Origin of the sequence: Hymenobacter properus (assembly GCF_015694735.1) — a bacterium.
Lineage (GTDB): Bacteria > Bacteroidota > Bacteroidia > Cytophagales > Hymenobacteraceae > Hymenobacter > Hymenobacter properus.
This window is the reverse complement of sequence record NZ_JADQDP010000002.1, coordinates 580,535-606,994: the sequence shown is the minus strand read 5'-3', so window position 1 is coordinate 606,994 and position 26,460 is coordinate 580,535. Positions and strand designations below refer to the sequence as shown.

The following is a 26,460-nucleotide window of genomic DNA, read 5'->3' as shown; positions in this document are numbered from 1 at the left end:
GCTTAATGCGCCGCAATCGGCGGCAGGGTCACTTCCGACACTTTGGTGTCCATCAGCGGCTGGTGGGCCTGCGTGGTGGTGGTGGCGTCGGTTTTCTTGGCTCGGAGGCGGTCCTGCATCAGGTCCACCATCTGCTGCCAGGTCTGGTCCCAGGAAATGGTGGCCAGGTAATCGTCGGTACGCTTACGCCAATCGGCGTCTTCGCGTTGGGTGAGGGCCTTCTCGATGGCCTTGCCAAAATCGGCGGCGTTGTCGGCAATCTGCACCAGGTTGAGGTCGCCGTAGGGCCGCACCACGTCGCGGATGGGCGTGCTCACCACGGGGTTGCCGGCGGCGAGGTACTCGGGGGTTTTGGTGGGCGAGATGAACTTGGTGCTTTCGTTATCAGCAAACAAGAGCGTCGCCACATCCCAACCTTTTAAGTAGGAAGGCAGTTCCTTATAGTCCTTACCGCCGAGGTAATGCACGTTGGCAGTGCGCGGTAGCGTGGCGGGGTCAATTTTCACCACCGGGCCGATGATGACAAACTGCCACTCCGGGTGTGCTTGCGACAGCTCGCGCAGCAGCTCAATGTCGAGCCGCTCATCGACCACGCCGAAGAAGCCGATGCGCGGGTGCGCAATGCTGGCCTGGTCGGCGGGCTCGGCCAGCGGGCCGCGGGCCTGGCCGAAGTGGGCCTTGTCGATGCTGCTGGGGAAGGGGTGCGCGTCGGGGTGCTGCTCGCGCTTCGACTCGTAGAGGGTGTGGCCGCCGGTGAATACCAGGTCGGCTTTGGTGAAGAGCTCCAACTCCCGTTTTTTCAACTCGGGCGGGGCAAACTTGAAGGCCGCCAACTCGTCCATGCAGTCGTACACGGTGAGCTTGGGCGTGAACTGGCGCGACTTGCCGAGGGCCATCGGCGTGTAGTACCAGAAAATGTAGTTGGTAACGCCTTGTTCGTTAAAGTAGTGGCTGAGGACTTCGAATTGGGCTTGGTCGGCGGCGTTTTCGTCGGCGCGGAGGCGCTGGGGCAGGTGCACTACCACCACTTTCACGCCATTGTCGCGGTTTTTGATTTCAACGTGCGGCTCAATCAGGTCGTCGTTGTGGTAGAAAGCATCTTCGACGTAAAAAACCCGGCCGTGCTGGGCAAAGCGCGACAGCAGGTGCTGGGGGCGTTGCCAAACAAAATCCCAATGCAGGTGTGCAAAGCATACCAAATCGGGCAGGGTGTAAGCAGTAGGGGTTTCGGCGGCTGAGTCGCTGGGCCGGGCAGCGTTGGCGGAAGCGCGCAGAGGCGTTTCCACCGTCGAAGAAGGTGGCATGAAGGTGTGCAGGAAGAAAAGGAGTTTCGCGCCGCGCCGGAATAGTATCGAGATAACTCGGCCGGAGCGCTTGACCAGTTATACGGAACTACCCGGCAAAGGATATGGCCGGCCTGAACTCGCTCAAGCCGCCTCCATTGCTCACCAAATCTTCATTTTGCATACGCACAGCTATATTTCGCTGTGCAGCCCGCTACAACAAACACTGCCACTCCACCGCATCGGCCCACCCGCCGGGGGTGCGCAACCAATCGCGCCGGATACCTACCCGCCGAAAATCAGCTGCCCGGAACAGCCTCATACTTGCGCCATTAGTATGCTCTACAGTAGCATAAATCTGGTGCAAGCGCAGTACCTCACGGGCGTACTTTTTCAATAATTCGAGCGCTTGCTGGGCGTAGCCGCGCCGCCGCTCAGTGGCCAGAATGGTGATGCCCACACCCGCCCTTTGGTGTAGCGGGTCGTAGTCGAAAAGGTCGACCACACCCACCGGCAACCCGTTAATTTCAGTATAAACCACCTGCCGGAGCTGCCGCACTAAGTAGAAATCCGCAGACGCATGCTCCAAATATTCACGCAAGGCATGCTGCGACACCGGCGCCAGGGTATCCGACACGCCCCAAATGTCCCGGTCATTCTCTAAATCATAGAGAAAGTCAAGGTCATCGGGCTCAAGCGCGCGGAGTGCAATCATTATTTATAAATAATACTTAACAAAAACGTCATACTAAATGCCATCTGTCATCCTGAGCGCAGCGAAGGCCATTCTCACGTTTGGATAGATTTCCTTGCGTGAGGAGGGCCTTCGCTGCGCTCAGGATGACAGATGGCACGTTAATCTTAATCTACATCGCCGCTAAACACGCGCGTAGCCGGGCCACTCAGCCACACGTTGGTGAAGCCGCCATCGGCGCGTTGGTCGAAGGATACCTGCAGCTCGCCGCCCATGGTTTGCAGACGCACGGGCGATGCTGCGCCGCGCTGCGAGGCGGCCAGCGCTACGGCCGTGACGCCGGTGCCGCAGCTTAGGGTTTCGTTTTCTACGCCGCGCTCGTAGGTGCGCACGGGCCAGGCGTGGGCAGGGTCGGCGGGCATCTCCACAAAGTTGACGTTGGTGCCGGCGGGGTCGTAGGCCTGGTCGTAGCGGATGTCGTGGCCGGCGCCGTACACGTCGAACTCGGCCAACTTGTGGCCTTCTTCGGGGTCGAGGAAGTGGATGTGGTGGGGCGACCCGGTGTGCAGGAACACATCACCCTCCTCCCCTACCTCGGCTTCGATGGCGGGGTTCACGTCAATCATCTTGAGGCGCACGGTACCGTCGGCTTCGATGCGGGCGTCGTGGGGGCCGTCCACGGCCAGGAAATGGGTTTCGTCGCCGATGAGGCCAAGGTATTTGGCAAAGGCCACGGTGCAGCGGCCGCCGTTGCCGCACATGGAGCTGGGGCGGCCGTCGGCGTTGAAGTACACCATCTCGAAGTCGAAATCCGGCTTGTTGCGCAGCAGGATGAGGCCGTCGGCGCCGATGCCAAAGCGACGGTCGCAGAGGCGGGCAATGCGCGGCTGGTCGGTTTCGTCGAACTGGCGGGCGCGGTCGTCAATCATGACGAAGTCGTTGCCGGTGCCCTGGTATTTATGAAAGTGCATGAGTTGAGAATTGACCCACAAAAATAACGCTGCACCAAACAGAACGTCATGCCGAGCGCAGCCGAGGCATCTTGCTTGCCGCAGAAATTCAACCGTGGCAACGATTCGAGCGAGATGCCTCGGCTGCGCTCGGCATGACGTTCTTCTATTAGGCCTGATGTTTTAATTCTCTGCTTCCCCATGCCTACCGGTGCTCCCGTTCGTAAGCCAAACCGCGGTATTTCATGCGCCGTTCCCAGTGCTTGCGCTTGGGCGCGATGCTGCCGCGCAGGTGTTTTTCGATGACCAGGGCTGCAACGGGGGCAGCAGCCGTGGCCCCGAAGCCGGCATTTTCGAGGTACACGGCGATGGCGATTTTAGGGTTGTCGGCGGGGGCGAAGCCGACGAAGGTGGCGTGGTCGTCGCCCTCGTCGTTTTGCACGGTGCCGGTTTTGCCGGCAATGGTGATGCCTACATCGGCCAGGTTGGAGGTGGCGGCGGTGCCGCCGCGTTGCATCACGGCTTTCATGCCGGGTACCAAGGCTTCGAAGTTGGCGCTGTCGATGAGCGTATGGTGCTTTTCGAGGAAGCGCGGCAGCGGGCCGCCATCACCCACGCTACGCACAAAATGCGGCGTGTAGTACCACCCGCGGTTGGCGATGATGGCCATCATATTGGCCATTTGCAGGCCGGTGAGGTTGATTTCGCCCTGCCCTACGCTGAGCGAGTAGATGGAGCGAAATTTCCAGTAGCGGGTGCGGCGGGCCTTGTCGTAGAAGGCGGGTGTGGGCAGAAAGCCTGCCTGCTCGCGGGGCAAATCGACGCCCAATAACGTGTCAAGACCGAAGGACTTGGCGTAGCGCTGCCAGGCGGCCAGGTTGCGGTGGCGGGCGGTAGTGGTGTCGGCCACCAGGCTATCAGGTACGTGTTCGATGAGCTTGCGCATCACCTGGTAGAAATAAGGGTTGCAGCTGTACTGCAGGGCAATGGTGAGGTTGCGAGGCACCGGATGATGGTGCACGCAGTTGATGAGCGACTGGTCGCAGCGGAACCCGGTGGTGGGCTGGATGGCGCCCAGCTGCAGGGCCACGGCCGCGTTCACCAGCTTGAACACCGAGCCGGGCGGGTTGGCCAGTGTGGCCGAGCGGTTGAGCAGCGGCATGTCTTCGTTTTCGACCAGCTTGCGGCGGGTGCCGGCGCGGTCGGGCGCGGTGAGGACGCCGGGCGCAAACGTGGGCGCCGACACCGCCGCCAGCACCTCGCCGGTGCGCGGGTCGAGGGCCACGAGGTAGCCTTTGCGGCCGGCCAGCAGCTTCTCGGCGTAGGCCTGCAGGTTGGCATCAATGGTCAAATGAATATCCTGGCCTTGCTGGAAGGCCGTGTCGGCAGCCCAGGTGCCGTGGGGCTGGCCCAGCGTATCGACGAGTGGGTGGGCGTAGCCGCGGTGGCCGTTGAGCAGGCCATTGTAGTAGGTTTCGACGCCGCCGTTACGCACCCGGTAGAACCGACCGCGCCGGTAGCGTTGAATCAGGTTTAGGAAGGACTGCGCGTTGCTGTAGGCGTAGCCCAGCACGGGCGCGCCGGTGCTTGTGGTGTAGCTGCGCAGGGTGCGCTGCTCCAGCTTCAGCATGGGCCAGTCCTTTTGGTTATCCTGAATTTTTTGGGCCTCGGCGTTGGTCAGCAGCAGCTTTACGCCGCCTTTGGGCCGGGCGCCTTCGTAGGGCAGGGCGGCCTCAATACGGTGCCAGAGCAGGCTGTCGCGCCAGCCAAGCAGGCTGCTGAGCTTTAGCGAATCGAGCGGCGGGCGCTGCGGAAGGGTGAGGATGTATACGGGACGCGTGGCCACAAGCACCGAGTCGTTGCGGTCGAGCACGCGGCCGCGGCGCAGCGGCTCGGTGGAGACAATGCGACGCGGCGTGAGCGGCCCGAACGTAGAATCCTGCACGGGTGGCGGTGCCCCTACCTCCTGCCCCGGCGAGGAGCAGGCATTGAGCAGCAGCATGAAAGCCAGGAGAAAGGTTTTCCAGGGAAGAGCTGTAAGCATCCGGTAAAGCTAGTATTGGGGTTGCAGGCGGGTACGGGTGGTTCGATGAACCGGGCTGTTAGCCTCACCAAGTAGGCCGCCCTGCTGGATTATTGCCTAGGAAGCCGCCTACTGCGGACACCACCAAGCTACTTCAGCAGCTTGCGAAGCAGCGCAATTTGGCCCCCGTGGTAGAGGTAGTGCTGGGCCACGCCGTGCAGCATTTGGTGGGTGGTGTAGCTCCCACCCTGCGGCGGCTCAAACGTGGCCCCGATGGTGCGGCCCAGCTCTGCGTCGGGCAAGGTTTCTACGAACGCCAGCAACTGTTGCTGCGCCGTGCGCAATGCGGTTAGGGTGTGCTGCCAACTGGCTGCGCTTAGTTCGGCGGGCAGGGCGGGCCAGTCTTGGGCGTCGCCGGGTTGCAGGGGCTTGTTGTCGGCAATGCGGCGGCGCACGATGGCCGTCCAGTTGGCCACGTGCACCACGATTTCCCAGATGCTGTGGGCGCTTGGGATGGGATGTTGAGCCGCCTGAGCGGCGGTGATGCCTTCCAGATTGGTCAGCAAAGAAGGGCCGCACCACGGGTCGCCGTCAAAAGCGCGGCGGAGCTGGTCGAGCAGGCGGGGAATTTCGGCCATGGCGAAAAAAGGAAATGGGTGGAGAGGCTTCGGCTGCAATACGGAAGCCAGGTTTGAAAGGACAGGGTGCCCCGCGGACACGCCCTGCCCGCCCCTGCCCCTACCTTTGCAGCCTGCTTATGTACGAATTCCTCACCACCTCGCCCTGGCCCGACTACGAGCTGATTGATTCCGGCAACTTCCAGAAGCTGGAGCGCTTCGGCAAGTACGTGCTGGCCCGCCCCGAGCCCCAGGCCATCTGGGACCCACACCTGCCGCTCAAAGAATGGGAACGTGCCGATGCCGCCTTTGTGCGCGCGGCCGGCAGCACCGAAAAAGGCCAGTGGCGCCTCAAGCCCAGCATGCCCGAGCAGTGGGTGATTGCCTACGAGCGGCCCGATGGGCTGCGGCTGAAATTCCGCCTCGGCCTGTCGTCGTTTAAGCACGTGGGACTGTTTCCGGAGCAAGACCCCAACTGGCAGTTCATTTATAACCAGACCCGGAAGCGCCGCGCCAAGCTGCCGCGCGTGCTCAACCTGTTTGCCTACACCGGCGCGGCCACGCTGGCCGCCCGCGCCGCCGGGGCCGACGTGACGCACCTCGACTCGGTGAAGCAGGTGAACTTCTGGGCCCGCGACAACATGGACGCCAGCCAGCTCGACGGCGTGCGCTGGCTGGTGGAAGACGCCATGAAGTACGTGCGGCGCGAAGTGAAGCGCGGCAGCAAGTACCAGGGCCTCATCCTCGACCCGCCCGCCTACGGCCGCGGCCCCAATGGCGAGAAGTGGCAGCTCGAAGACGAATTGAACGAAATGCTCAAGCTCAGCCAGCAGTTGCTCGACCCCGAGGACCATTTCTTCGTGGTGAACCTGTACTCGCTGGGCTTCTCGGCCCTGATTCTCGACAACCTGACCACCGCCATTTTCCCGGGCGAAAAAGCCGTGCGCGAACTGGGCGAGATTTACCTGCACGACGCCGGCCAGCGCCGGCTGCCGCTGGGCACGTTCTGCCGGTTTGCCACCTAGCGCGGGCCGGCGGTTAGCTAGGTTTGTTCAGCCAGCGGTGGAAGACGATGGCGCCCGCGGCGTAGGCCAGCACGTCCCACGGGTCGGCAACGGCGCGGGCAGACCACCGCGGCAGCAGGGCTTCGAACCACAGCGCCACGCCGGCCCAGGCCGCCAGCACCCAGGTGCCGGGCAGCGTGGCACGGCGGCCATACACCAGTTGGTGCGCAGCCAGGGCCAGGCTCAGTACCAAGGGCAAACACAGTACGTCGCTTAGGTAGGAAGTGAACCAAGCTGGCAGCGGCCAATGCAGCCAGCGCTTGTTTAGCTGAATGCTGCTGTACAGCAGGGCACTGGCCCCAAACAGCGGGTGGCAGAGCACAGCCGGCACCCGCATCTCAGCCCGCAATAGCCGTCACCAGCCACACGATGAACCCCAGGATGGCAATGAACAGCAACTGCCCGCTGCGGATAATGGTCTTGAAAAACCACACGAGCCCCTTGTCTTCGGGCCCGATTTCAATTAGCTCGATGCCGCCTTTTTGCTGCTCCTGGGCCACTCGTTGCTGGGCATCGGCGTGAGCGCGCGGGTCCAGTAGCGCGCCGCAGTGCTCGCACCGGTCGGTGGCCAGCTGCTGCCAGTGCGACCACTGCTGGCAAGCCGGGCACTTCTTCGTCGAAACCATTTTTTTATCAGCCATGGCGCCTTACTTGCGCCGGAAGTTACGTAGAAAGCGGGCGAACCTTCGAGCTGTTTGCTACCAAGCATCCGACACCCGGCCGCTTTCGCCCCCCATTTTCTTCATGCACCAAACCACCAGCCACCGCCGCCGCGTCGCCCTTATCGACATGGGCACCAACACCTTCCACCTGCTCATCGTGGAAATGCCCGACCAGCCCGACGGCAAGCCCCACATCCTGCTGCGCACCAAAGCCGGCGTGCGCCTCGGCGAGGGCGGCATCAGCAAAGGCATCATTGCGTCCGAGCCGTATGCGCGGGCCTTGCACACATTGGCCGGTTTCAAAGAGGAAATCGAGCTGCACCAGGCGCAGGAAATTCGCGCCACGGCCACCAGCGCCATGCGCGTGACCAAAAACGGGCCCGACCTGGTGCGCGACATCTTCGAGCAAACCGGCATTCAGGTCAACGTTATTCCCGGCGAGCGGGAGGCCGAGCTGATTTGTGAAGGCGTGCGGCAGGCCGTGGATTTGGGCCAGGAGCCGCAGCTGATTATGGACATCGGCGGGGGCTCGGTGGAGTTTATCATCGCCAACCAAACCACCATTTTCTGGAAGCAAAGCTTCGAAATCGGCGCCCAGCGCCTGCTCGACAAGTTCTTCCCCGACCCCAGCGGCGTGTTTCCGGCCGCCGCCGTGGAAGCTGAGCAGCAGTATCTGGCCACGGTGCTGGCGCCGCTGGTGCAGGCCGTGCAGCGCTACCGCCCCACGGGCCTAGTGGGCGCTTCGGGCAGCTTCGACAGCCTGGCCGACATGCAGCTCGGCCGCCTGCGCACCGAAAGCGAGCTGCCGCCCAGCACCGAACTGGCCCTGAGCAGCTTCCAGGAGAGCTACCGCCACTTGCTGAGCGGCAACCACGAGCAGCGCTTGGCCCTGCCCGGCATCCTGCCCATGCGGGCCGACATGCTGGTGGTGGCGGCCGTGCTCATCGACTACGTGCTGGGCATCACCGAAATCACGCGCATTCGCACTTCGGCCTATGCCCTGAAGGAAGGTGTGCTGGCCGAGATGCTGGGTCGCTAAGCGTCGGCAGCTGCTGTAGGGCGGAGCAACTGCATTCTCATAAAAAAACCCGGAAGGACTTTCGCACAACACCGTGCGGAAGCCCTTCCGGGTTTTTTTATGAGAATGCCGGGGCCGACTTATTCCACCACCACTTTGCGGGTCAGCGTTTCGGTGCCGGCCTGCACCAGCAGGGTGTAGAGGCCCGGGGCCAGGCCGCGGGTGCTTACTTGTTGCTCAGATGCGGCGGTCAGCTCTTGGGTGCGCACGGCCTGGCCCAGCGCGTTGAGCAGCTGGAGGCGGCCGGTGCGGGCGCTGCCGTCGGTCAGGCGCAGGGTGAAGGCGCCAGTGGCCGTGGGGTTGGGAAACACCGCGAGGGCGGCGGCGTTGGTTTGCGGGCGGGTGCCGAGGGGCGTGAGGCCGATGGTGAAGGGGCCAGTGGGGTCGCTGCTGGCATAGCCGCTCACGGCCAGGTAGTACTGCGTGCCGGCGGTGAGGCCAGTGAAGGCCACGGCGCCCAGGCTGGTGTTGGGGCCAGTGCTGGCGCGGCAGGCCACCTGCACAAATCCGGTGGTGCAGGTAGCGGCCGTGAACACGCGCACCAGGCCGGCCGCATTGCCGCCGAAATACAGCGTGGGGTTGCTAACGGTGGGCGTCCAGGTGAACCAGGCATCCTTGGGCAGCTGCGCGCCCGAGCAGGTGGGGAGCGAATTGATGATGCCGCCGCTAACGCTGGTGGTGCAGTTAACAGTGGAACCGTTGAGCTGGCCGGTGAGGGCAATGGCGTTGCAGGGCTCGTCGTTCGGCGGCTGAATTTGGTCGAAGGTGATGGTTTGGCTGTTGTTGGCGGCGTAGCCATCGGGCTGGCCGTTGGGCAAGCTGCCGGTGACGGTGAGCGTGAAGGTGCCCACTTGCGCCAAGGTGATGGGCGTGCTGAAGCTCAGCTGCTGGGTGGCGCGGTAGCCCAGGTTCAGGCCGGTGAAGGTTTGGGAGTTGGCGGCCGGCGTGGCGCCGTTGGTCACCGTGTAGCTCAGCGTGACGGCGGTCAGCGTGGCCGTGCCATCGTTGCGAATGGTGACCGTGACCGGGTTGGTGCCGAGCACGCCCGTTGTAGTGGGGGCGTTGATGCTCACCACTGCCACGTCGTTGGGCACCACGGTCATTTCGTAGGCGCCGGGGTCGGGCACGGCCGGGCGCAGCACGCCCACAATGTCGCGCGGCACGCGGGCCAGCAGCGCCCCGGTGCCAGCGCCGTCGAGGGCCTGGTTCAGGGGCAGCAGGTTGCCGGTGGTAGGGTCGGTGAACTGGGGAGCCGCCTGCACGCTGTTTTGGTCGTAGCTGGCGCTGTTCACGGTGCGCCAGTTGGCCAGGGTGGTCTGGCTGCTGCCGTAGTAGCCGGTGAAGTTGGTGGTGCCGCTCACGTACAGGTCATTGTAGTCCGACGTGATGGTGGAGCCGACCGTGCCGAAGTACAGCGCGTACTTGTTGCCCGTGCCGCCGCGGGTCACGCTTATCAGGTTGTTGCGGAAGTCAATCAGGTTAGCTACTCCCGTCTGGTAGAAGCCGTAGCAGCCCGATGTGCCAATGTAGCTCGTCTGGTCCAGCGACACGGTGTTGTGGTAGTAGCGGGTATAGCCGGTGCTTGAGTTGTAGATGCCGTAATCGATGCCGAAGCCGGTGAAATTATACACCACGTTGTTAATCACGTCGTTTTCCAGGCCCAGCACCCCGCTGTTGGCCGTGTAGTAGATGCCGTAGGCGCTGGCGTTTGCACCATTCGTGGGCGCGCCGCTGAAGGAGTCGTGAATGCGGTTGCTTTCCACTACTGAGGCCAGGTTATTAAAGCCGTAGATGCCGTAGAAAGCAATGACCACCGAGCGGTTGGTGCGGTGCACGTTGTTGCCACTCACACGCGCGCCGGTGCTATTTTCCACGTCGATGCCGCGCTGGTAAAAGTCGCGCACCTCGTTGCCGATGGCGCGGAAACCAGCGGCCCGGCTGGAACTGGAAACACCTATCATCGCCAACCCGTTGTAGCCGCCGCTGATGACATTGCCCGTCACGCGCAGGTTGGTGGCGTTGCCGAGCGGCACCAGCGTGCCCGAGCTGCCGGGCGCCACCGAGATGCCTATGCAGCCGCCCGACGTAGTGGTCAGCGACGCCAGTATCACGCAGTTGGCAATGCGGTTGTTTTCGGCCGCACCCTGCACCTGCACGCCCGTGCCGTAGGTAACATTCGCGCCCACGGCGCCCGCCACGTCGATGGTCAGGTTTTGCAGGGTCACGAAGTCGGTATCGAGCAGCGAAATGGCGGCCGATTGCGCCACCGTGCCGTTGTACACAATGGACTGCTTGGCAGCGCCGCCGTCCACCACCACCGTGTCGGTGGCACTCACGCCAGGGATGATGCCCAGTACGAAAGGCCCGGTGTAGGGCCCGTTCAGCACGTTCAGGCGCACGGGGCCGGACACGCCGCCGCCGTTGAGGGCCGCCGCGGCCGTGCCGAAGTTCACGAAGTTGGTGGCGCTGGCGGGCTGCTGCTGGTTGATGGTGTAGGTGCCGCGCAGGGCGGTGTAGGCCACCGTGGTGCGGGCGTTGTTGGTGGCGTTGGCATCGGGCTGGCCGTTGGGCAGGCTAGCCGTCACCGTCAGCGTGTCGGCCCCGACCACCAATTGCGCCGGCGTAGTAAAGGTCAGGCTTTGGGAAGTGCCTGGGGCCAGGTTGCTCAGCGTGAACGTCTGGGCCACGGGGGTGCCGCCGTTCAGCACGTATTGCAGGCGCACCGATGTCAGGGCCGTGGTACCATTGTTGAGAATGGTGGTCACCACCGGCCGGGGGCCAGCCGTGAGCGGCGGGGCCAGGGCGTCGATGCTGAGCACTGCCACATCAAGGGCCGGGGGCGTGAATTCGTAAGCGCCCAGGTCGGGGGCGGTGCTGCTACGGGTGGTGCCAGTAAAGTCCTGGGGCACGCGGGCGAGCGGTGTGCCCTTGCCGTCGAGGGGGCTGGCGGTGGGGCGCAGGTTGCCGGTGGCCACGTTCTCGAAGCCCGGTTCGGCGTTGGTGCTGGCTTGGTCGAAGGCGCCATTGTTGGCGGTTTTCCAGGCGGCCAGGGTCGGGAAGCTGGTTTGGTTGTAGGCGCCGGTAATGAAGTTGGCACCCTGCCCGCTCAGGTCGTTGTAGTTGCTGATGGTGGAGCCGGCAGAAAGCGTGGAAACATACACCGCGAACTGCGGCATGCCCCCGCCCTTGCTGATGCGCACGATGTTGTTCAGAAATTCCACGTTCGGCCCCAGCAGCTGGTAGAAGCCGTAGGAGCTGTTCACCGACTGCGTGGTGGGGTCGTTGATGTCAATCGTGTTGTGGTAGTAGCGCGCGTAGGCCGAGCTGTTGTTGTAAATGCCAAACGTTGCGCCGGCGCTCGAAATGTCGTAAACCAGGTTGTTCACTACGTCGTTGGTGCTGGTAGCGGTAGCCGCCGCGCCCGTGCCCACAAAGATGCCGTACGACACGCCGCTGGTGCCCGGGGCGTAAGCGGTGTGCAGGCGGTTGCGCTCCACGGCCGCGCCGCTCACGCCGGTGGTCAGGTAGATGCCGTAGTAGGTCGTAACCGAGGTAGCCGTGGGCCGGGTAGCCTCGTTGCCCGTAATTCGGGGCGCCGTGAGGTAACCGGCGTAGATGCCGTACTGGTAAAAGTCGCGCACCGTGTTGTTGCTGATGACCACGCCCGGCGTGGGGGCCGCCACCGTGTTGCCCATCACGCTGATGCCGTAGTAGCCGCCCTGCACCGTGTTGCCGGTGATGGTCACGTTCTGGTTGGCCGTGGCGCCGGCAGCGGTGATGCTGGTGGCAGCAGCCCCCGACACGATGCCTCCGCAGTTGAAAGCCACCCCGCTGGTCACGGTGCAGTTGCTCACCACGTTGTTGTCGGCGTTGTTCACCAGCTGAATGCCCCAGCCAGCCGTAGCACCACTCATCACGTTGAGGTTGTTGACGGTCACGTAGTCGGCCCCGTTCAGCGACACGGTGGCCGGCTCAGCCGCCGTCGCAGACAAAAACTGCAGGGTGCGCCCGTTGCCGTTGAACGTAATGCGGTTGGTGGCGCTGCTGCCCGTAATAACCGGCAGGCGCAGCTGCTCGGTGTAGGGCCCACCGCTCACGCTAAACGTCACCGGCCCGCTCACCCCGCTGGTTGTGAGCGCAGCGGCGGCCGCCGAAAAGCTGGCGAAGTTGGTGCCGCCCGTGGGCTGGGCGTCGTTGATGGTGTAGGCGCCGCTGAGCTGGGCCAGGGCGGCCGGGCCGCTCAGCAGCAAGGCCAGCAGCGCGCCGCCCAGGCGATACCAGCGGGCAGGCCGGGGCAAAGTAGTCGTTTCAGCCATAAAAAGAAGAGTGAAGAATGGTGGGTGGCAGGGCCCCGGGTTTGGCAATTGCCGCGTCGAGGGGGTAACGCCCCGGGGCCCCTTGCAGCACAAGGTAGCTCGAGGCCGCCGCCGCCGGAACCCGGCGGGCGCGAGTCTAACGGTTTTGGGTGCGAGTGTAGGCGTTCGCAGTGCGAGTCTGATTTTCGCTCCCAAACGGCCCGGGCCGGGCCCGGCACAACGTAACCGCGGCGCAGGGCGTTGGCGGTTTGGCTTTGGCCGCAGTATCTTGGGTAATTCCGTCTGTCTCATCCCGCTTGTGCGCCTGCTTCGCCTCCTGCTTTTACTGCTGCTGCCCCTGAGCGCCGGGGCGCAGGCGTCGGCGCTCGATAGCCTGCGGCAGCGCCTGGCCACCACGCCGCCCGACACCAACCGCGTGCTGCTGCTCAACCACTTGTGTTGGCAAACCAGCACCCACGACGTGGCGCAGGCCCTGGCTTACGGGCAGCAGGGCCTGGCCCTGGCCCGGCAGCTGCGCTTTGGCCTGGGCGAGGTGTACCTGCTCAACGCCCTGGCGCGGGCGGCCTACCTGCAGCACGACGAGCTGGCCGCCATTCGCTACTACCAGCAGGCCGTGCGCCGGGCCGAAACCACCCCGCGCGCCGACCGCCAGCACATGCTGGCCCTGCTGGGCCTGAGCCGGGTGGCCATCCAGCAGCAGGACTTTGCCGAAGCCGAGAAATACGGCCGGCTGGCCCTAGCACATATGCAGCGCCGCCGTCCCGTATCCATTTCCGACCAGGGCCTGGGCCAGTACAGCTTGGCGTCGCTGTACTACGGCTGGCTGCGCTCGGGCCAGCCTGCCCCCGATTCCATCGACCGCCTCTGTACCCAATACACCCGCCAGGCCCTGGCCTCCTTCCGCCGCCTGCCCCCCGACGCCAACCAGGCCTCCTGCTTCGCCGACATGGGCCAGGTGCATGCCCTACACTGGCAATACGACTCGGCTGAGTACTGCTTCAATGAGTCTTTGCGGCTCTACCAGCGCTTCGGCGACCGGTTTGGCCAGACTGAAACGCGCCTGGGCCTGGCCGAAGTACTGCTGGCCCGCCACCGCCCCGCCGAGGCAGCCGCCCTGCTTCGCCCCGCCGTGGCCTGGGCCCGCCAGCTCAAAGCCACTGGACTGGAAGCGCAGGGCGACAAGCTGCTGGCTGCTGCCCTGGCCGAAACCGGGCAGGGCCTGGCCGCTTACCGGCTGGCCCGCACCGGCCAAGCGCTGCTCGACAGCCTGGAATCGGCAGAGCGGCGCCAGACCTTGGCCCGCCTGCGGGTGCAGTTCGACACCGAACGGCAGCAGAACCGCGTGCGCGAGCTCACCCAGCGCACCCAGCTCCAGCAACAGCAAGCCGCCAAGCAACGGCAGTATCTCTGGCTGCTTGGGGGACTGTTGCTGGCCGTGGCCGCCGGCCTGGGCGGGGCTGGCCTGCTGGCCTGGCGCCTGCGGCTGAGCCGGGCCCAGCTGGCCCGCCAAAACACCGAGTTGCAAGCCACCCGCACCGAGCAAGACCGCCTCTACGCCCTCATCGCCCACGATTTGCGCAGCCCCGTGGTGGCTTTCTCCGCCTTGGCCGACCTGCTGAAGCGCTACGTGGAGCGCCACGACACCGCCCGTTTGCTGGGCCTGGGCGAGCGCATGCGCCAGGCGGCCGAGGGCCTGCGCGGCCTTCTCGACAACCTGCTCAGCTGGGCCCTCACCCAGCGCGGCGAGCTCACGCCCCAGCCCGAAACCCTGGATGCCGCCACCCTGCTGGCCGAGGCGGCTGCGCTTTACCAGCCCGGCTGCGAAGCCGCCGGCGTGCAGCTCGCCGTGGCCCCCGGCACTGCTGGCCGGGTGCGGGCCGACCGCAACATGACGCACACCATCCTGCGCAACCTCATCAGCAACGCCTTGCGTGCCACCCCAGCCGGGGGCACCATCACCCTCGCTGCAGAGGCCGGGCTGCCCCGCTACATTAACCTTGTGGTGCGCGACACCGGTGCGGGCATGGATGCCGCGCAAGTGCAGCGGCTGGTGGCCGAAGCGGCCATTGGGTATCCGGCCGGTCGGCGCGGGCCGGCGGGCCTGGGCTGGCGGCTAAGCCAGTCGTTTGCCCGCGCCCAGGGCGGCCAGCTCAGCCTGACGAGCCGGCCCGGGCAAGGCACCACGGTGGTGGTGGCGCTACCGGCAGCGGTTGGGGCCGAAACGAATCAAGAGGTTTCGCAGCTGGCGGGCGAAACGGTGTAGGAGCACCCTGCCCCTACAATTTGCGTACTTTCGGCCAGGTCTTAGTGCCATAACCTGGAAAATCCTATGGGCGATTTAGCCATTCGCGTGCTGGTGGTGGAAGACGAGCCGATTTACGCCGACCAGCTCGAAGCCTACCTGCAAGACCTGGGCTGCGAGTTCATCGGCCCGGCCACCGATGCGCGCACGACCCTCTCGCTGTTTCGCACCGAAGCCGTGGACCTGGTGCTGCTCGATGTGCACCTGCGCGGCGCGGTGGATGGGATTGAACTGGCGGGCCAGCTGCGGGAACTGCGCCCCGTGCCCATCATTTTTCTCACCTCGCGGGCCGACGACGAAGCCTTTGCCCGCGCCCGCCCGCTGGGCCCGGCCGCCTACCTCATCAAGCCCGTGGCCTTCGACGCCCTGAAAAGAGCCATGGCGCTGGCCATCGACAGCTTTGCGGCTACCGGCGCAGCAGTTGCGGCCGAGGCCACGGCCCCCACCGCTGCTCAGCCGCCGGAAAAAACGCCGGACACGCTGTTCATCAAGGAAAACGGCCTGCTGGAGAAAATCCGCGTGAGCGAAATTCAAAGCGTGGAAGCCGACAACAAGGTGTGCCGCCTGGTGCTGGCCGGGCGCACGGTGGTGGTGCGCATGCCCCTGCGCGAGGTGATGCGCCACCTTCCGCCCGACCGGTTCGTGCAGATTCAGCGCAGCTACCACATCAACCTCGACTACCTGGAGCGCTTCGACCCGGTGCGCAACCTGGCGCAGGTGGGCGAACAAGTATTACCCGTGAGCCAAACCTACCACCACGAGCTGCTACGCCGGCTCTACAAGCTGGATTAGCGCGGGATAGGGCCGCGCGCCGCTTCGGCCAGGGCCCGCCCGTGGCAAGGACCCTGGGGAAGGTGGGCCCGCGCGGCGGCACGCCGCATCCGCCCCTAATTTTGCGGCCATGACCTTTTCCTACAGCCAACTCTTTGCCTTCACGGAGGCCGTTTTTCGCAGCATCGGCTGCCCCGATGAAGACGCCACCCTTGCCACCGAAACCCTGCTCTCGGCCGATTTGCGCGGCGTGGACTCGCACGGCGTGGCCCGCCTCGTGGGCTACGTGCGCTTATGGGAAGCCGGCCGCATCAACGCCACGCCCCGCGTGGGCGTGACCTACGAAACACCCAGCACCGCCGTGGTGGACGGCGACGGCGGCCTGGGCTTGGTGGTAGGCCCCAAGGCTATGCGCGTGGCCATCGAGAAAGCCCGACAAGTGGGCACGGGCTGGGTGTCGGTGAAGAACTCCAACCACTTCGGCATTGCGGGCTACCACGCCATGCTGCCCCTGGCCCACGACATGATAGGCGTGGCCATGACCAACGCCTCGCCTTTGGTAGCGCCCACTTATTCGCTCGACCGCCTGCTCGGCACCAACCCCATTGCTGTGGCCGTGCCCGCCGGCGAGCAGCCCGATTTTGTGGCTGACATGGCCACCACCACTGCGGCCAACGGCAAGCTCGAAATTGCCCAGCGCAAAGGCACACCCCTACCCGAAGGCTGGGCCCAAACCGCCGACGGCCAGCCCAGCACCGACGCCAACGCCGTGAAAAACGGCGGCGCCTTGCTGCCCCTCGGCGGGGCCACCGGCTCGCACAAAGGCTATGCCCTGGGCAGCATTGTCGACATTTTCTCGGCCGTACTCTCCGGCGCCAACTACGGTCCCTGGGTGCCGCCCTTCGTGGCCTTTCTGCAGCCTTCGGCCAACCCCGTGGGCCAGGGCCTGGGACACTTCTTCGGCGCCATGCGCGTCGATGCCTTCCGGCCGGCCGACGAGTTCAAAGCCCACATGGATAACTGGATTTCGACTTTCCGCAACGCGCAGGCCGTGGAAGGCAAAAAGGTCCTCATTCCCGGCGACCCGGAGCGCGAAATGGCCGCGCACCGCATTCTGGATGGTATTCCGCTGCTCGACGCGGTGGTGAAGGACCTGGAAGGCGTGGGCGCCAAATTTGGGGTGAAGCTGTAGCCACAGAGCTTCGCAGTGACAGCACAAGGGCGCCCGGCAAATTGCCGGGCGCCCTTGTGCTGTCGTGTTGTGGGGAGGGCTGGTAGCACTAGCGCAGCAGGAGCACCTTTTGCCGGGCTACGCCGCCCGCGGTTTGCAGCACCACCACGTAGAGGCCGGCAGGCCAATCGGCAGCACGCAATACTACTTCGTGGCGGCCAGCGGCTTGTGCGCCTTCGGTCAGCACGGCTACTTCCCGGCCGGCCAGGTCGATGACGCGCAGGCTGACGGCACCGGCGGCAGGGAGCGTGAAAGCCAGGCGAGTTTCCGAAGCGAAAGGATTGGGTGCGGCGGGCTCGAAAAGGGGCTGTGCAAGGGCGGCGTTGGGAGTGGCCAGCAGGAACAAGCCCACGTTGGCGGGGGTGCTTTCGTTGTGCAGTCGGTCGAGGGCCGTCACGGCGTACACGTAGCGACCGGGGTCGGGCGGGCCGGCAATGCGGTAGGCCGTAGTGTCGGTAATGCCCAGCAGGTTGGCGGGGTTGGCCAGGTCGGCGGCGGCGATGGGCGTGGTGCGGCCCGGGAAGCGGTACACGGCGTACCAGCGGGCCGTTTCGCCGTCGGGGGCGGGCAGCGGGGCCTGCCAACTCAGGCGCGTTTCGGGCACGGCGGCGTCATTGTATTGGCTTACCTGGCGCGGCGTGAGCGGCGGCACGGCGTCTTTCCAAGGCATGGTGGGCACCAGGGCCGGGAAACGGTAGAAGTCGGTACGCAGCGAATCGACAAAGCCCATGGGGTTGGCCAGCAGCGGCGTCGAATTGTAGAAGATGCTGCCTTGCACGTTGGGCTGCTGGCGCAGCAGCCGAATCTGGCTGGGCAGCTGCGTGGGCAGGCGGAAGCCCGGCTCGGTGGCCGTGGCACTCACCCGGTACACGCCCTGGCCCACATACACGTGCCGCACGGTGTCGGGGTTCACCTGCTGGCTCCACCACGGCACAATCAGACTATAGTTGGCCGCTGTCTGGCCGATGGCGAAGTACACCTGTGGCGCAAGGTAATCGACCCAGCCACGCTTGAGCCACTTCCGCGAGTCGGCGTAAATATCGGTGTAGCTCTGAAAGGCCGTGGTAGCCGTGCCGCCCACGCTGGTGCCGTTGCGCCACACGCCGGGCGGCGAAATGCCAAACTTCACCCACGGCTTGGCGGCCCGAATGCTGTCGGACACCATCTTCACAAACAAGTCCACGTTGTTGCGCCGCCAGTCGGCCAGCGAGGTGAAGCCGCGCGGGTAGGCCGCAAACGTGGCCGCGTCGTTGAAGGTGACGCCCGTTTGCGGAGCCGGGTAGAAGTAGTCGTCGAAGTGAATGGCGTCCACGTCGTAGCGCCGCACCACGTCCATCACCACGCGCACCAAGTACTGGCGCACGGCGGGCAGGCCGGGGTCGAGCACGCGCAGGGTGCCGTAGGGCACCACCCAGTCGGGGTGCTGCACCGTGACGTGGGTGGGCGCCACGCTGGCCGTGGCGCTGGTAAGGGCCCGGTAGGGGTTTATCCAAGCGTGGAATTCCATCTCGCGGCGGTGCGTCTCCCGCACCATGAAGGCCAGTGGGTCGTAGGCCGGGCTGGGGGCCTGGCCCTGGGTGCCGTTCAGCCACTCGCTCCAGGGCTCCAGGGTGCTGGGATAGATGGCGTCGGCCGCGGCGCGCACCTGCACCACCACCGCGTTGATGCCGTTTTGCCGATGCCGGTCAAGCAGGCTCACGAACTCCTGGCGCTGCTGCACGGGCGTGCGGGTGCGGGCGCTGGGCCAGTCGAGGTTGAAGACGTGCGCTATCCAGGCGGCGCGCATCTCACGCTTGGGCGGCGTGGAGAGGGTTTGGGCCGGGCTTGAAAAGGCTAGTACTGCCAGCACCAGGGCAAGACTAAATCTTCGGAAGCATTGTGTAGAAAGGGCCATAGAATGTGGAAAAGGTGGGAATAAGGAATGAGGTTTGGAAGGTACCGCATTTTGTCTGATGCTTCTGCTCAATCTTTCAAGTAGGCATTTTTAAGCAAAAAAAAGCGGCGCCTCCCGGAAAAAACCCGGTAAGGCGCCGCTGGCTAATGCAAGTGCGGTGCTTTAAACTTTCGAAACGTGCCCGTTGGCAGCCGGTACCAGCGCAGCAATGGCCACGTTCTGGTTCAGGTACTGCGACGAGTACCCGGCGTCCGACTTGTTCAGGAACAAGCAGGTGCCACCCGTCACCGCATCAATAATCTGCGAATACTGGTCCATGGGCAGAGCCGGGCAGCCGAGGCTGCGGCCCAGGCGGCCGTTCTGCTTGATGAAGTCTTCGCTCACGTAGTCGGCGCCGTGCATCACAATGGAGCGGGCGGCGGCGTTGCTGTTCACGCCTTCATCCAGGCCCTCGAGGCGCAGGGAGTGGCCGTGCTTGCCCTCGTATTCGCCGCCCGTGGCATAAAAGCCCAGGCTGCTCATGTTGCTCTGGTCGGTGTTGGAGAAGTTGGTGGCTTCGTTCTCGCCGGAGTTGTGGCCGTGGGCCACGAGCGTATGGAACAGGATTTCGTTCTTGGCCAAATCGAGCACCCACAGGCGCTTCTCGGTGCTGGGCAGGTCGAAGTCAACCACCGTCAGCACCTGCTTGCTTTCGTCGAGCTTGCCGGCTTGGCGCAGGTTGAGGTAGCCGGTCATGGCCTTGGCGAAGGTTTCGAAGCGCAGGCCTTCCTGCTCGGCGCCGAGGGCGTCGTAGGTGGTGCGCAACGTTTTGTCGAACTGGGCCTGGGGCGAGAAAGCAAACTTGATGTCGCGCAACTCGCTGGGCGAGCTGCCGGCCATCGACTTCGTGACCGGGCCGGCCATGGGCGTGGCCAGGAACAAAGAGGCCAGGAAAGGCAACACCCGCCGCGCCAAACGCTGGCGACGCAGGGACTTCCGTTTCCGCTGAATGATGCTGGTCTGGTGCATGGTTTCGAAGGATTTGCGGGCGAATGAGCTAAACCGCCAACTGCCGGACGGCAACTGGTTTATAGCCTTATACGGCATTCCATCCACAGTGGACAAAAGCTAAAACGCCAACCCACTCCTAATAATTCCAAACCGCTATGCTCGGCCCCGCCCCTATCGCCAGCCGCGCTGCACAAAGCGCCGCCCCGCCGCCGGCCCATCGAGCCAGCGCGACCGGACGCCGGGGCCGCTTAGCAGCATCATACTGCCCACCCGCATGGTGGCAATGATGTCCTTGAACTGCTCGGGCGGCAGCGCCGGGCAGCCGCGGCTGTAGCCCAGGTGGCCGTATTGGGCAATGTATTTCGGGCTGGCGTAGTCGGCCGCATGCAGCACCACATAGCGGTCGAAGGCATTGGCGTTTTGGCCCTTGTCGAGCCCCTCAATGCGGCGCGAGTAGCCGTGGATGCCGTCGTAGGTGCCGGCCGTGCGGTAGAAGCCCAGCGAAGTGCAGGCCGACTTTTCCTCGTTGGAAAACCGGCGGGCGCGCAAGTGGCCCGAGCCTTCGCCGTGGGCCACGTAGCTGCGGTGCAGCACCTTGGCTGCCTTTAGGTCGATGACCCAGAGGCGCTCGGTGGTGTTGGGCAGGTCCATGTCGGCCACGGCCAGCAAGCCGGCCCGCTCGATGCGGCCCGTGGGGTGAAGGGTGAGGTAGCCCACGCAGGCCTGCTCCAACACCTCAGGGCGCAGTTCGGCGGCCGTAGGGCCCAGGGCGGCGTGCAGCTGCCGGATGGCCTGGCGCAGGGTATCGGGCACGCCGGGCACTGCGGCCACGGGCGTGAGGCGCAGCGAATCGGGAACGGGCGCGGCGGCAGTAGCGACAGTATCAGCAACGGTGGCAAGGGCAGTGGCCCGCGGGTGCGGCGCGCCAGCGGTACTGCGCAACTCATCGGCCCGCAGCTGGCACCCGGCTGTTAGTAGCGCGGCTGCTGCCAGGCACCCAAGGCTTGGCAACCTCAGTCCTTTTGCCCGACTTGTATTCATTTCTGACTGCCCAAACATGGGTTAAAATTACAGCAGCCGGGCAGTCGGCTCCAACTGCTGAGGTTGAAATGCGCGGGCAGGCATTGACGAATCTATCGCACTTCCACCAAAAAATGGGCCTGGTAAGCACTCATAAATTTTTTGTAAAAATGCCTCTAGTGCAAACGAATGCGCATTTCAATGTGCAAACGAATGCGCAAAGTCTATAAATTATTGTTAAAGTCAAATAAATCAGGCGTATAACATTATGTCATTCTTTTACCAAAATCTGAAATAAATATACCTTGGCGACAGCAAGCAGGCGGTTTTAGGCTTCGGCTCTCAGACTGCCACTTGCCATTTCCTTCATTCTTTTTTCCACAAAACCAAATTCCCACACATGATGCACTTTTCACCCTATTTTCCATTCCGCAAACGATTCCGGTTTACGCTTGCGCTGGCCGCGGCCCTGCTGGGCGCCGGCAACCACTCGGCCCAAGCCCAAAAAGTAGTGATGCAGGGCTTCTGGTGGGACTTCTGGAACAACAACTACCCCAACGGCTGGGCCAACTACCTCGCCGACCTGGCCCCACGCCTCAAGACCATGGGCGTGGACGCGGTGTGGATTCCGCCCACCATCAAAAACCCCAACCAGGGCAACGGCTACTCCCCCTTCGACAACTACGACCTGGGCGACAAGTGGCAGAAGGGCTTCCTGGCCACCCGCATGGGCACCAAAGACGAGCTGCTGCGTGCCGTGGCCGTGCTGCACGCCAACGGCATTGAGGTGATTCAGGACGTGGTGCTGAACCACAACGACGGGGCTGGCTCCTCCAGCGGAGCGGGCGGGCAGGACCCCGGCGCCTGGGACGACGGCACCACCAGCAAATACAAGAACTTCCGCTACGTGAGCTACGGCCGGCCAGTGACCGACGAGAGCGCCGCCGACTACCTGGCCCGCACCGGCCGCTTCTCGAAAAACTGGCAGAATTTCAACCCCAACCCCGGCAACAACTCCACCTCCGGCGACTGGAATGCGCCTTACTTCGGGCCCGATATCAGCTACTATTCGGGCTCCTACGGCCAAAGCTCCAACGCCACTTACAACCCCACGCAGGCCAGCGACTACATGCGTACCGGCAACCGCAACTGGCTGGTGTGGTACAAGAAGCAGGTGGGCTTCGACGGGGTGCGGCTCGATGCGGTGAAGCATTTTCCCGATTTTGCCTCGGAAGATTTCCTGTACAACCTGCAAAGCAACGCCGGCTGGGCCAGCGGCGGGGCCACCATGTACGCCGTGGGCGAATGGGTGGGCTCCAGCAGCCAAATGGACCAGTGGGTGACCAACGTGAACAACCGCTCGGGCACGTTCGACTTCAACCTGCGCAATGGGCTTTACAACATCGTGAGCCAGGGCGGCAGCTTCGACATCGGCACGCTGCCCAGCTACCAGCAGGGCGCGCGGGTGTTCAACATCAACGGCACCTACGTGCACCGCACGGTGCCCTTCGTGAACAACCACGACACCATGCGCCCCCAAACCGACGCCAACGGCAACTACACCGGCTGGAACACCGGCTCGGAGCTGGCCCCGCACATCGACCCGTTCGACCCGCGCCTCTCGGCCGTGTATGCCGCTGCACTGGCCATGGACGGCTCGCCAATGCTCTATTTTGAAGACGTGTTCAACGTGGGCAACACCAGCAAGCGCTACATCCACAGCCCCAAAAGCACCACCGACCTGCCCACCCGCGACGACCTCGTGAACCTGGTGTGGTGCCACCAGAACCTGCACTTCAAGGACGGCGCCTACAAGGTGCGCTGGCAAGCCGCCGACCACCTCGTGATTGAGCGCAGCACCAAGGCCATCATCGGCATCAACGACAGCTACGCCAACTGGCAGAACAACACCGTGAGCTGCGATTTTGCCCCCGGCACCGTGCTCAAGGACTATTCCGGCGCCAACGGCACGGCCACCGTGACAGTGAGCAGCAGCCAGACTGTAGCCATCAACACGCCCCCCTGCAACGGCACGGCCGCCGGCGGCCGGCGCGGCTACTCGGTGTGGGCGCCCGTGAACGCCACCACCGGCTACACCCGCCCCGCCCTGGCCACCACCCAGGAATGGGAACTGGCCGACGACCTCGGCGACGCCGACAGCCGCAGCCTGATGCAAGGCGGCGCCCTGCCCGGCGGCTCTACCGCTTACCGCACGGCCGGCCGCATCTACGTGGCGGCCAACAAGACGGTGACCTACAACCTCTACCCTACCGACGCCACCCGCAGCCTCACCGTGGCCGTGCTCAACAGTGCCGGCACGGTGGTGAGCAGCCAGACCGGCACCGGCACCCTCACGGGCACCTACACCGTGCCCTCGGAAGGCTGGTACACGCTCAAAGCCAAAAACGCTAGTACTGCTAATCCCACGCAGGGTGCTTTCGTGAAGGTGACCTACACCGCCCCCACTGTGGTGACGGGCGCCATGACCGGCCGCCGCGACGCCAACGTGCTGGCCACCGCCCAGGAAGCTCCTGCCGCCGAAGTGTCGGTGTACCCCAACCCCACCGCGGCCGACCGCATCGACGTGGTGATAACGGCCAACCGCGAGCAAGCCGCCACCGTGCAGCTGCACGACCTGATGGGCCGCTTGGTGCACCAGGAAACTGTGCGCCTCTACAACGGCTCGAACGAGCTGCGCCTGGGCGTGAAAACGGCACTGGCAGCGGGCATCTACCAGCTGAGCGTGCCCGAGTTCCACGTGAGCCAGAAGGTGGCGGTGCGGTAGACCGCAGGATTTGGTTAATGAAAAAAGCCTGCCCGGGACAGCTCGGGCAGGCTTTTCTTTTTGACCGGAATTGAAAATGCTATCTGCTACGGCACCACCAGGCGGCGGGCCAGCTCGCCGCAACGCACCAGGTATACGCCAGCTGGCAGTCCACTCACGGGCAGGGCGATGGTGCCGGCCCCCGCCGGCAGCTGCACCTGCCGCAGAACCCGGCCGCTTGCGTCGACCAGCTGAACGGGACGGGCCTTATCTGTGGCCGATAGCGATAAAGTAACCTGCTGCGAAGCCGGGTTGGGATAAAGGCTGGCAGCGGCCGCACGAGCGGCAGCGGCCGTGGCAGTGGGAACGGCAGGGTCGTAAATACCCCAGCCGTTCATCATTTTGCTTTCATCGCCGGTGGCCACAAAATTGCCGCCCACATACACCCTCGTACCAACCGCCGTCAGGGCAAAAACTTGTTTATTGGTGCCCGTGCCCAGGCTGCTCCAGCTGTTGCCATTCCACTTCGCAATATTATTGGCGGCCGTTGTACCGGCCTGGGTGAAGTTGCCGCCCACGTACACGTCGGCACCGGACACGGCCAGGACGGAAACGGTGCCCGTGGCAATGCCGCCACCCAGGCTGCTCCAATTCGTGCCGTCCCATTTGGCAATGTTGCTGGCGGCCACGCCGCCGGCCTGCGCGAAGCGGCCGCCCACGTACAGGTCGGTGCCGGACACAGCCAGGGCGGAAACGATGCCTGCGGGGATGCCGCTGCCCAGGCTGTTCCACCGGGTGCCATCCCACCGGCTGATGTTATCAACGGTGGTTCCGCCGGCTTGCGTAAATACCCCACCCACGTACACGTTGGCGCCGGAAACGGCAATGGCGTTTACATAAGAGGGATTTCCGCTGATGCCGCCGGATACGCCAGTGCCCAGCGCGCTCCAGCTGCTGCCATTCCATTTGGCAATGTTGCTGGCGGCCACGCCACCGGCCTGCGTGAAGCGGCCGCCCACGTACACGTCGGAGCCAGACACGGCCAGGGCATAAGCGCCGCCCTGGACAGTGCCCGTGAAGATGCCGGTGCCCAGGCTGCTCCAGCTTGTGCCATCCCACCGCGCCACGCCAGAGGCCGCCACACCGCCAGCCTGGCTGAAGCTACCGCACACGTAGAGGCTGGTGCCCGCCACCGCCATGGCGCTGACGGAGCCGTTTAGCCCAGTGCCCAGCGTGCTCCAGCTGGCCCCGTCCCAGCGGACAATGCTGGCAACGGCTCCGCCTAAGTGGTCGAACGTACCGCTCACGTACACGCTCGAACCAATTACTGCAACCGCGTTGACCGCGGGCTCGGAATAAAGATATCCGTAGGCTCCGTTGACCGGAGCGCCCGCAGTTGCGAAAGAAAGCCAGGTGCTACCGTTCCACCGGGCCAGCCCGTCGGCGCGAATGTCGCGGGCCCGGCTAAAGGTCCCTCCCACGTAAAGCTCGTTGCCGATGGCGGCCAGGGCACCCACGGGAGAGTACCGCACCTGGTTTACGCCATTGGTGGCCCCGGTGCCCAGGCCGCTCCAACTCGTGCCGTTCCAACGGGCAACGTTGTTGACTGCTACGCCGCCGGCCTCGGTGAATTCGCCGCCCACATACAAGCTACCGCCCAGCACCGCCAGCGCCCGCGGGCTGCCGGTGCCCATGCCGGTGCTCAGGCTGCTCCAGTTGCTGCCGTCCCAGCGGGCAATGCGGTTGACGGTGGCGCTACCGGCCTGGACAAAGCCGCCGGCCACGTACACATCCGTTCCCGACACCGCAATGGCCACAACCGTGTTGGTACTTCCGCCGCTTAGCCCGGTGCCCAGGCTGTTCCAATTGCTTCCGTCCCAGCGGGCAATGTAGTTGGCCGGCCGGCTTCCGGCCTGGGTGAAAAAGCCGCCCACGTACAGCTGATTTCCCTGCACGCCCAACGCATACACGGCTCCGCTTTGCCCCGCGCCCAGCGAGAAAGCATCTACCCCACTGCCCAGGCTGCTCCAGCTGCTGCCATTCCACTTGGCTATTGCTTTGGCTGAAACCCCACCAACGCTGTTGAAAACGCCTCCCACGTACAGGTCCGGCCCCATTACCGCCAGCGCGCTCACCGTCCCGTTGACGTCGGAAGCCTGGGTGGGCCCCACCCAGCCCCAGGTGCTGCCGTTCCATTTCAGCAAAATCCCCGAAATGCCCGCGGTGAGCATAAGCCCTTCGGCCCCCACGTAAACGTCGGTCCCGATGACGGCCAGGGCTCTCACGGTCCCGCCCTTCACGCCGTTGCTGGCGCCGCTGCCCAGGCTATGCCAGCGTGTGCCGTCCCAGCGGGCCACGTTGTTGGCTACAATGTTTCCCACCGAGGAGAAAGTCCCGCCGATGTAAACGTTGCTTCCGGCCTGCACCACCGTATAGACAATGCCGTTGGTGCCAGCCAGGCCGAACCCGTTCTGCCAGAACTCGTCGCCGGCTCCGGTGGTAGAAACGGGCCGAAACGCCGGCCGGCCGTCGGGGCCCATTGTCATGCGAAAGCCCCGGGCGTCGAAGGAACCCTGCACTTCGGTTCGCAGCGTCCCATCCGGGTTCAAAGCTTCGGTTAAGGTGGGGGCCGCCGGAAGCCCGGCGCCCGCCACAGCCGGTACGCCATGCAACAACAGCAGCCACAGCTGCGCTACACCCATGGCCAGGGCCCTCAGCAAAGTAGAAGTTTTCATAGAACAAATGGAATGGGTCCGTTCAAATATACAGCGCGGCCCATCGGCGGCTTCGTGTAGCCCCGG

18 protein-coding genes and 1 pseudogene are annotated in these 26,460 nt (G+C 64.4%); 7 read left to right on the top strand and 12 right to left on the bottom strand.

The window, feature by feature from the left end:
* Nucleotides 1-2: 2 nt before the first annotated feature.
* The 5 genes from I2I01_RS08785 to I2I01_RS08765 all read right to left on the bottom strand — a co-directional run bounded on the left by I2I01_RS08785 (nucleotide 3) and on the right by I2I01_RS08765 (nucleotide 5,588).
* Nucleotides 3-1,304 (bottom strand): glycosyltransferase family 1 protein, encoded by a 1,302-nt coding sequence (locus I2I01_RS08785; protein ID WP_196286068.1) that lies wholly within the window; start codon nucleotides 1,302-1,304, stop codon nucleotides 3-5.
* A gap of 193 nt (nucleotides 1,305-1,497) precedes the next feature.
* Entirely contained in the window at nucleotides 1,498-1,998 is a 501-nt protein-coding gene (locus tag I2I01_RS08780) for a GNAT family N-acetyltransferase (protein ID WP_196286067.1), read from the bottom strand.
* A gap of 146 nt (nucleotides 1,999-2,144) precedes the next feature.
* Nucleotides 2,145-2,948, bottom strand: a complete 804-nt coding sequence (dapF, locus tag I2I01_RS08775) for a diaminopimelate epimerase (protein WP_196286066.1) — start codon at nucleotides 2,946-2,948, stop codon at nucleotides 2,145-2,147.
* Between the two features lie 184 nt (nucleotides 2,949-3,132).
* Nucleotides 3,133-4,971, bottom strand: a complete 1,839-nt coding sequence (locus I2I01_RS08770; protein ID WP_196286065.1) for a peptidoglycan D,D-transpeptidase FtsI family protein — start codon at nucleotides 4,969-4,971, stop codon at nucleotides 3,133-3,135.
* Nucleotides 4,972-5,099: 128 nt separating this feature from the next.
* On the bottom strand, nucleotides 5,100-5,588 hold the full coding sequence (locus I2I01_RS08765) for a DinB family protein (RefSeq protein ID WP_196286064.1): 489 nt from the start codon (nucleotides 5,586-5,588) through the stop codon (nucleotides 5,100-5,102).
* 119 nt (nucleotides 5,589-5,707) lie between these two features.
* Between I2I01_RS08765 and I2I01_RS08760 the strand changes: the two genes are divergently transcribed.
* Complete coding sequence (locus I2I01_RS08760; RefSeq protein ID WP_196286063.1) at nucleotides 5,708-6,592, top strand: class I SAM-dependent methyltransferase; 885 nt, start codon at nucleotides 5,708-5,710, stop codon at nucleotides 6,590-6,592.
* A gap of 13 nt (nucleotides 6,593-6,605) precedes the next feature.
* Here the strand turns inward: I2I01_RS08760 and I2I01_RS08755 are convergent, their stop codons facing one another.
* Both I2I01_RS08755 and I2I01_RS08750 read right to left on the bottom strand, forming a co-directional pair.
* Entirely contained in the window at nucleotides 6,606-6,968 is a 363-nt protein-coding gene (locus I2I01_RS08755) for a hypothetical protein (protein WP_196286062.1), read from the bottom strand.
* A gap of 1 nt (nucleotide 6,969) precedes the next feature.
* Entirely contained in the window at nucleotides 6,970-7,272 is a 303-nt protein-coding gene (locus tag I2I01_RS08750; protein WP_196286061.1) for a hypothetical protein, read from the bottom strand.
* A 103-nt stretch (nucleotides 7,273-7,375) separates the two neighbouring features.
* On the opposite strand from I2I01_RS08750, the gene I2I01_RS08745 reads away from it, so the two are divergent.
* On the top strand, nucleotides 7,376-8,332 hold the full coding sequence (locus I2I01_RS08745; RefSeq protein WP_196286060.1) for a Ppx/GppA phosphatase family protein: 957 nt from the start codon (nucleotides 7,376-7,378) through the stop codon (nucleotides 8,330-8,332).
* 119 nt (nucleotides 8,333-8,451) lie between these two features.
* On the opposite strand, the gene I2I01_RS08740 is transcribed toward I2I01_RS08745, so the two are convergent.
* The gene (locus I2I01_RS08740) at nucleotides 8,452-12,687 is read right to left on the bottom strand and encodes a beta strand repeat-containing protein (RefSeq protein ID WP_196286059.1); all 4,236 of its coding nucleotides are present in this window, start codon (nucleotides 12,685-12,687) and stop codon (nucleotides 8,452-8,454) included.
* A gap of 298 nt (nucleotides 12,688-12,985) precedes the next feature.
* Here I2I01_RS08740 and I2I01_RS08735 point away from each other — a divergent pair, with 298 nt between their 5' ends.
* The 3 genes from I2I01_RS08735 to I2I01_RS08725 all read left to right on the top strand — a co-directional run bounded on the left by I2I01_RS08735 (nucleotide 12,986) and on the right by I2I01_RS08725 (nucleotide 16,952).
* Nucleotides 12,986-14,950: an ATP-binding protein gene (locus tag I2I01_RS08735; RefSeq protein ID WP_196286058.1), complete on the top strand. Its 1,965-nt coding sequence runs from the start codon at nucleotides 12,986-12,988 to the stop codon at nucleotides 14,948-14,950.
* 66 nt (nucleotides 14,951-15,016) lie between these two features.
* Nucleotides 15,017-15,781, top strand: a complete 765-nt coding sequence (locus I2I01_RS08730; protein WP_196286057.1) for a LytR/AlgR family response regulator transcription factor — start codon at nucleotides 15,017-15,019, stop codon at nucleotides 15,779-15,781.
* A gap of 109 nt (nucleotides 15,782-15,890) precedes the next feature.
* The gene (locus I2I01_RS08725; protein ID WP_196286056.1) at nucleotides 15,891-16,952 is read left to right on the top strand and encodes an Ldh family oxidoreductase; all 1,062 of its coding nucleotides are present in this window, start codon (nucleotides 15,891-15,893) and stop codon (nucleotides 16,950-16,952) included.
* 88 nt (nucleotides 16,953-17,040) lie between these two features.
* Here I2I01_RS08725 and I2I01_RS08720 read toward each other — a convergent pair whose 3' ends face one another.
* The 3 genes from I2I01_RS08720 to I2I01_RS08710 form a co-directional block, all read right to left on the bottom strand.
* On the bottom strand, nucleotides 17,041-18,885 hold the full coding sequence (locus tag I2I01_RS08720) for a family 10 glycosylhydrolase (RefSeq protein ID WP_196286055.1): 1,845 nt from the start codon (nucleotides 18,883-18,885) through the stop codon (nucleotides 17,041-17,043).
* A gap of 162 nt (nucleotides 18,886-19,047) precedes the next feature.
* The gene (locus I2I01_RS08715) at nucleotides 19,048-19,893 is read right to left on the bottom strand and encodes a murein L,D-transpeptidase catalytic domain family protein (protein WP_196286054.1); all 846 of its coding nucleotides are present in this window, start codon (nucleotides 19,891-19,893) and stop codon (nucleotides 19,048-19,050) included.
* 153 nt (nucleotides 19,894-20,046) lie between these two features.
* On the bottom strand, nucleotides 20,047-20,817 hold the full coding sequence (locus I2I01_RS08710) for a murein L,D-transpeptidase catalytic domain family protein (RefSeq protein ID WP_196286053.1): 771 nt from the start codon (nucleotides 20,815-20,817) through the stop codon (nucleotides 20,047-20,049).
* A 478-nt stretch (nucleotides 20,818-21,295) separates the two neighbouring features.
* Here I2I01_RS08710 and I2I01_RS23655 point away from each other — a divergent pair.
* Nucleotides 21,296-22,468 (top strand): annotated as a pseudogene (locus I2I01_RS23655) (alpha-amylase family glycosyl hydrolase); the annotation flags it as partial.
* A 75-nt stretch (nucleotides 22,469-22,543) separates the two neighbouring features.
* Nucleotides 22,544-23,680, top strand: coding sequence for an alpha-amylase domain-containing protein (locus I2I01_RS23650; protein ID WP_449555670.1), 1,137 nt, complete (start codon nucleotides 22,544-22,546; stop codon nucleotides 23,678-23,680).
* Between the two features lie 86 nt (nucleotides 23,681-23,766).
* On the opposite strand, the gene I2I01_RS08700 is transcribed toward I2I01_RS23650, so the two are convergent.
* Entirely contained in the window at nucleotides 23,767-26,394 is a 2,628-nt protein-coding gene (locus I2I01_RS08700; RefSeq protein ID WP_196286051.1) for a T9SS type A sorting domain-containing protein, read from the bottom strand.
* Nucleotides 26,395-26,460: the final 66 nt, after the last annotated feature.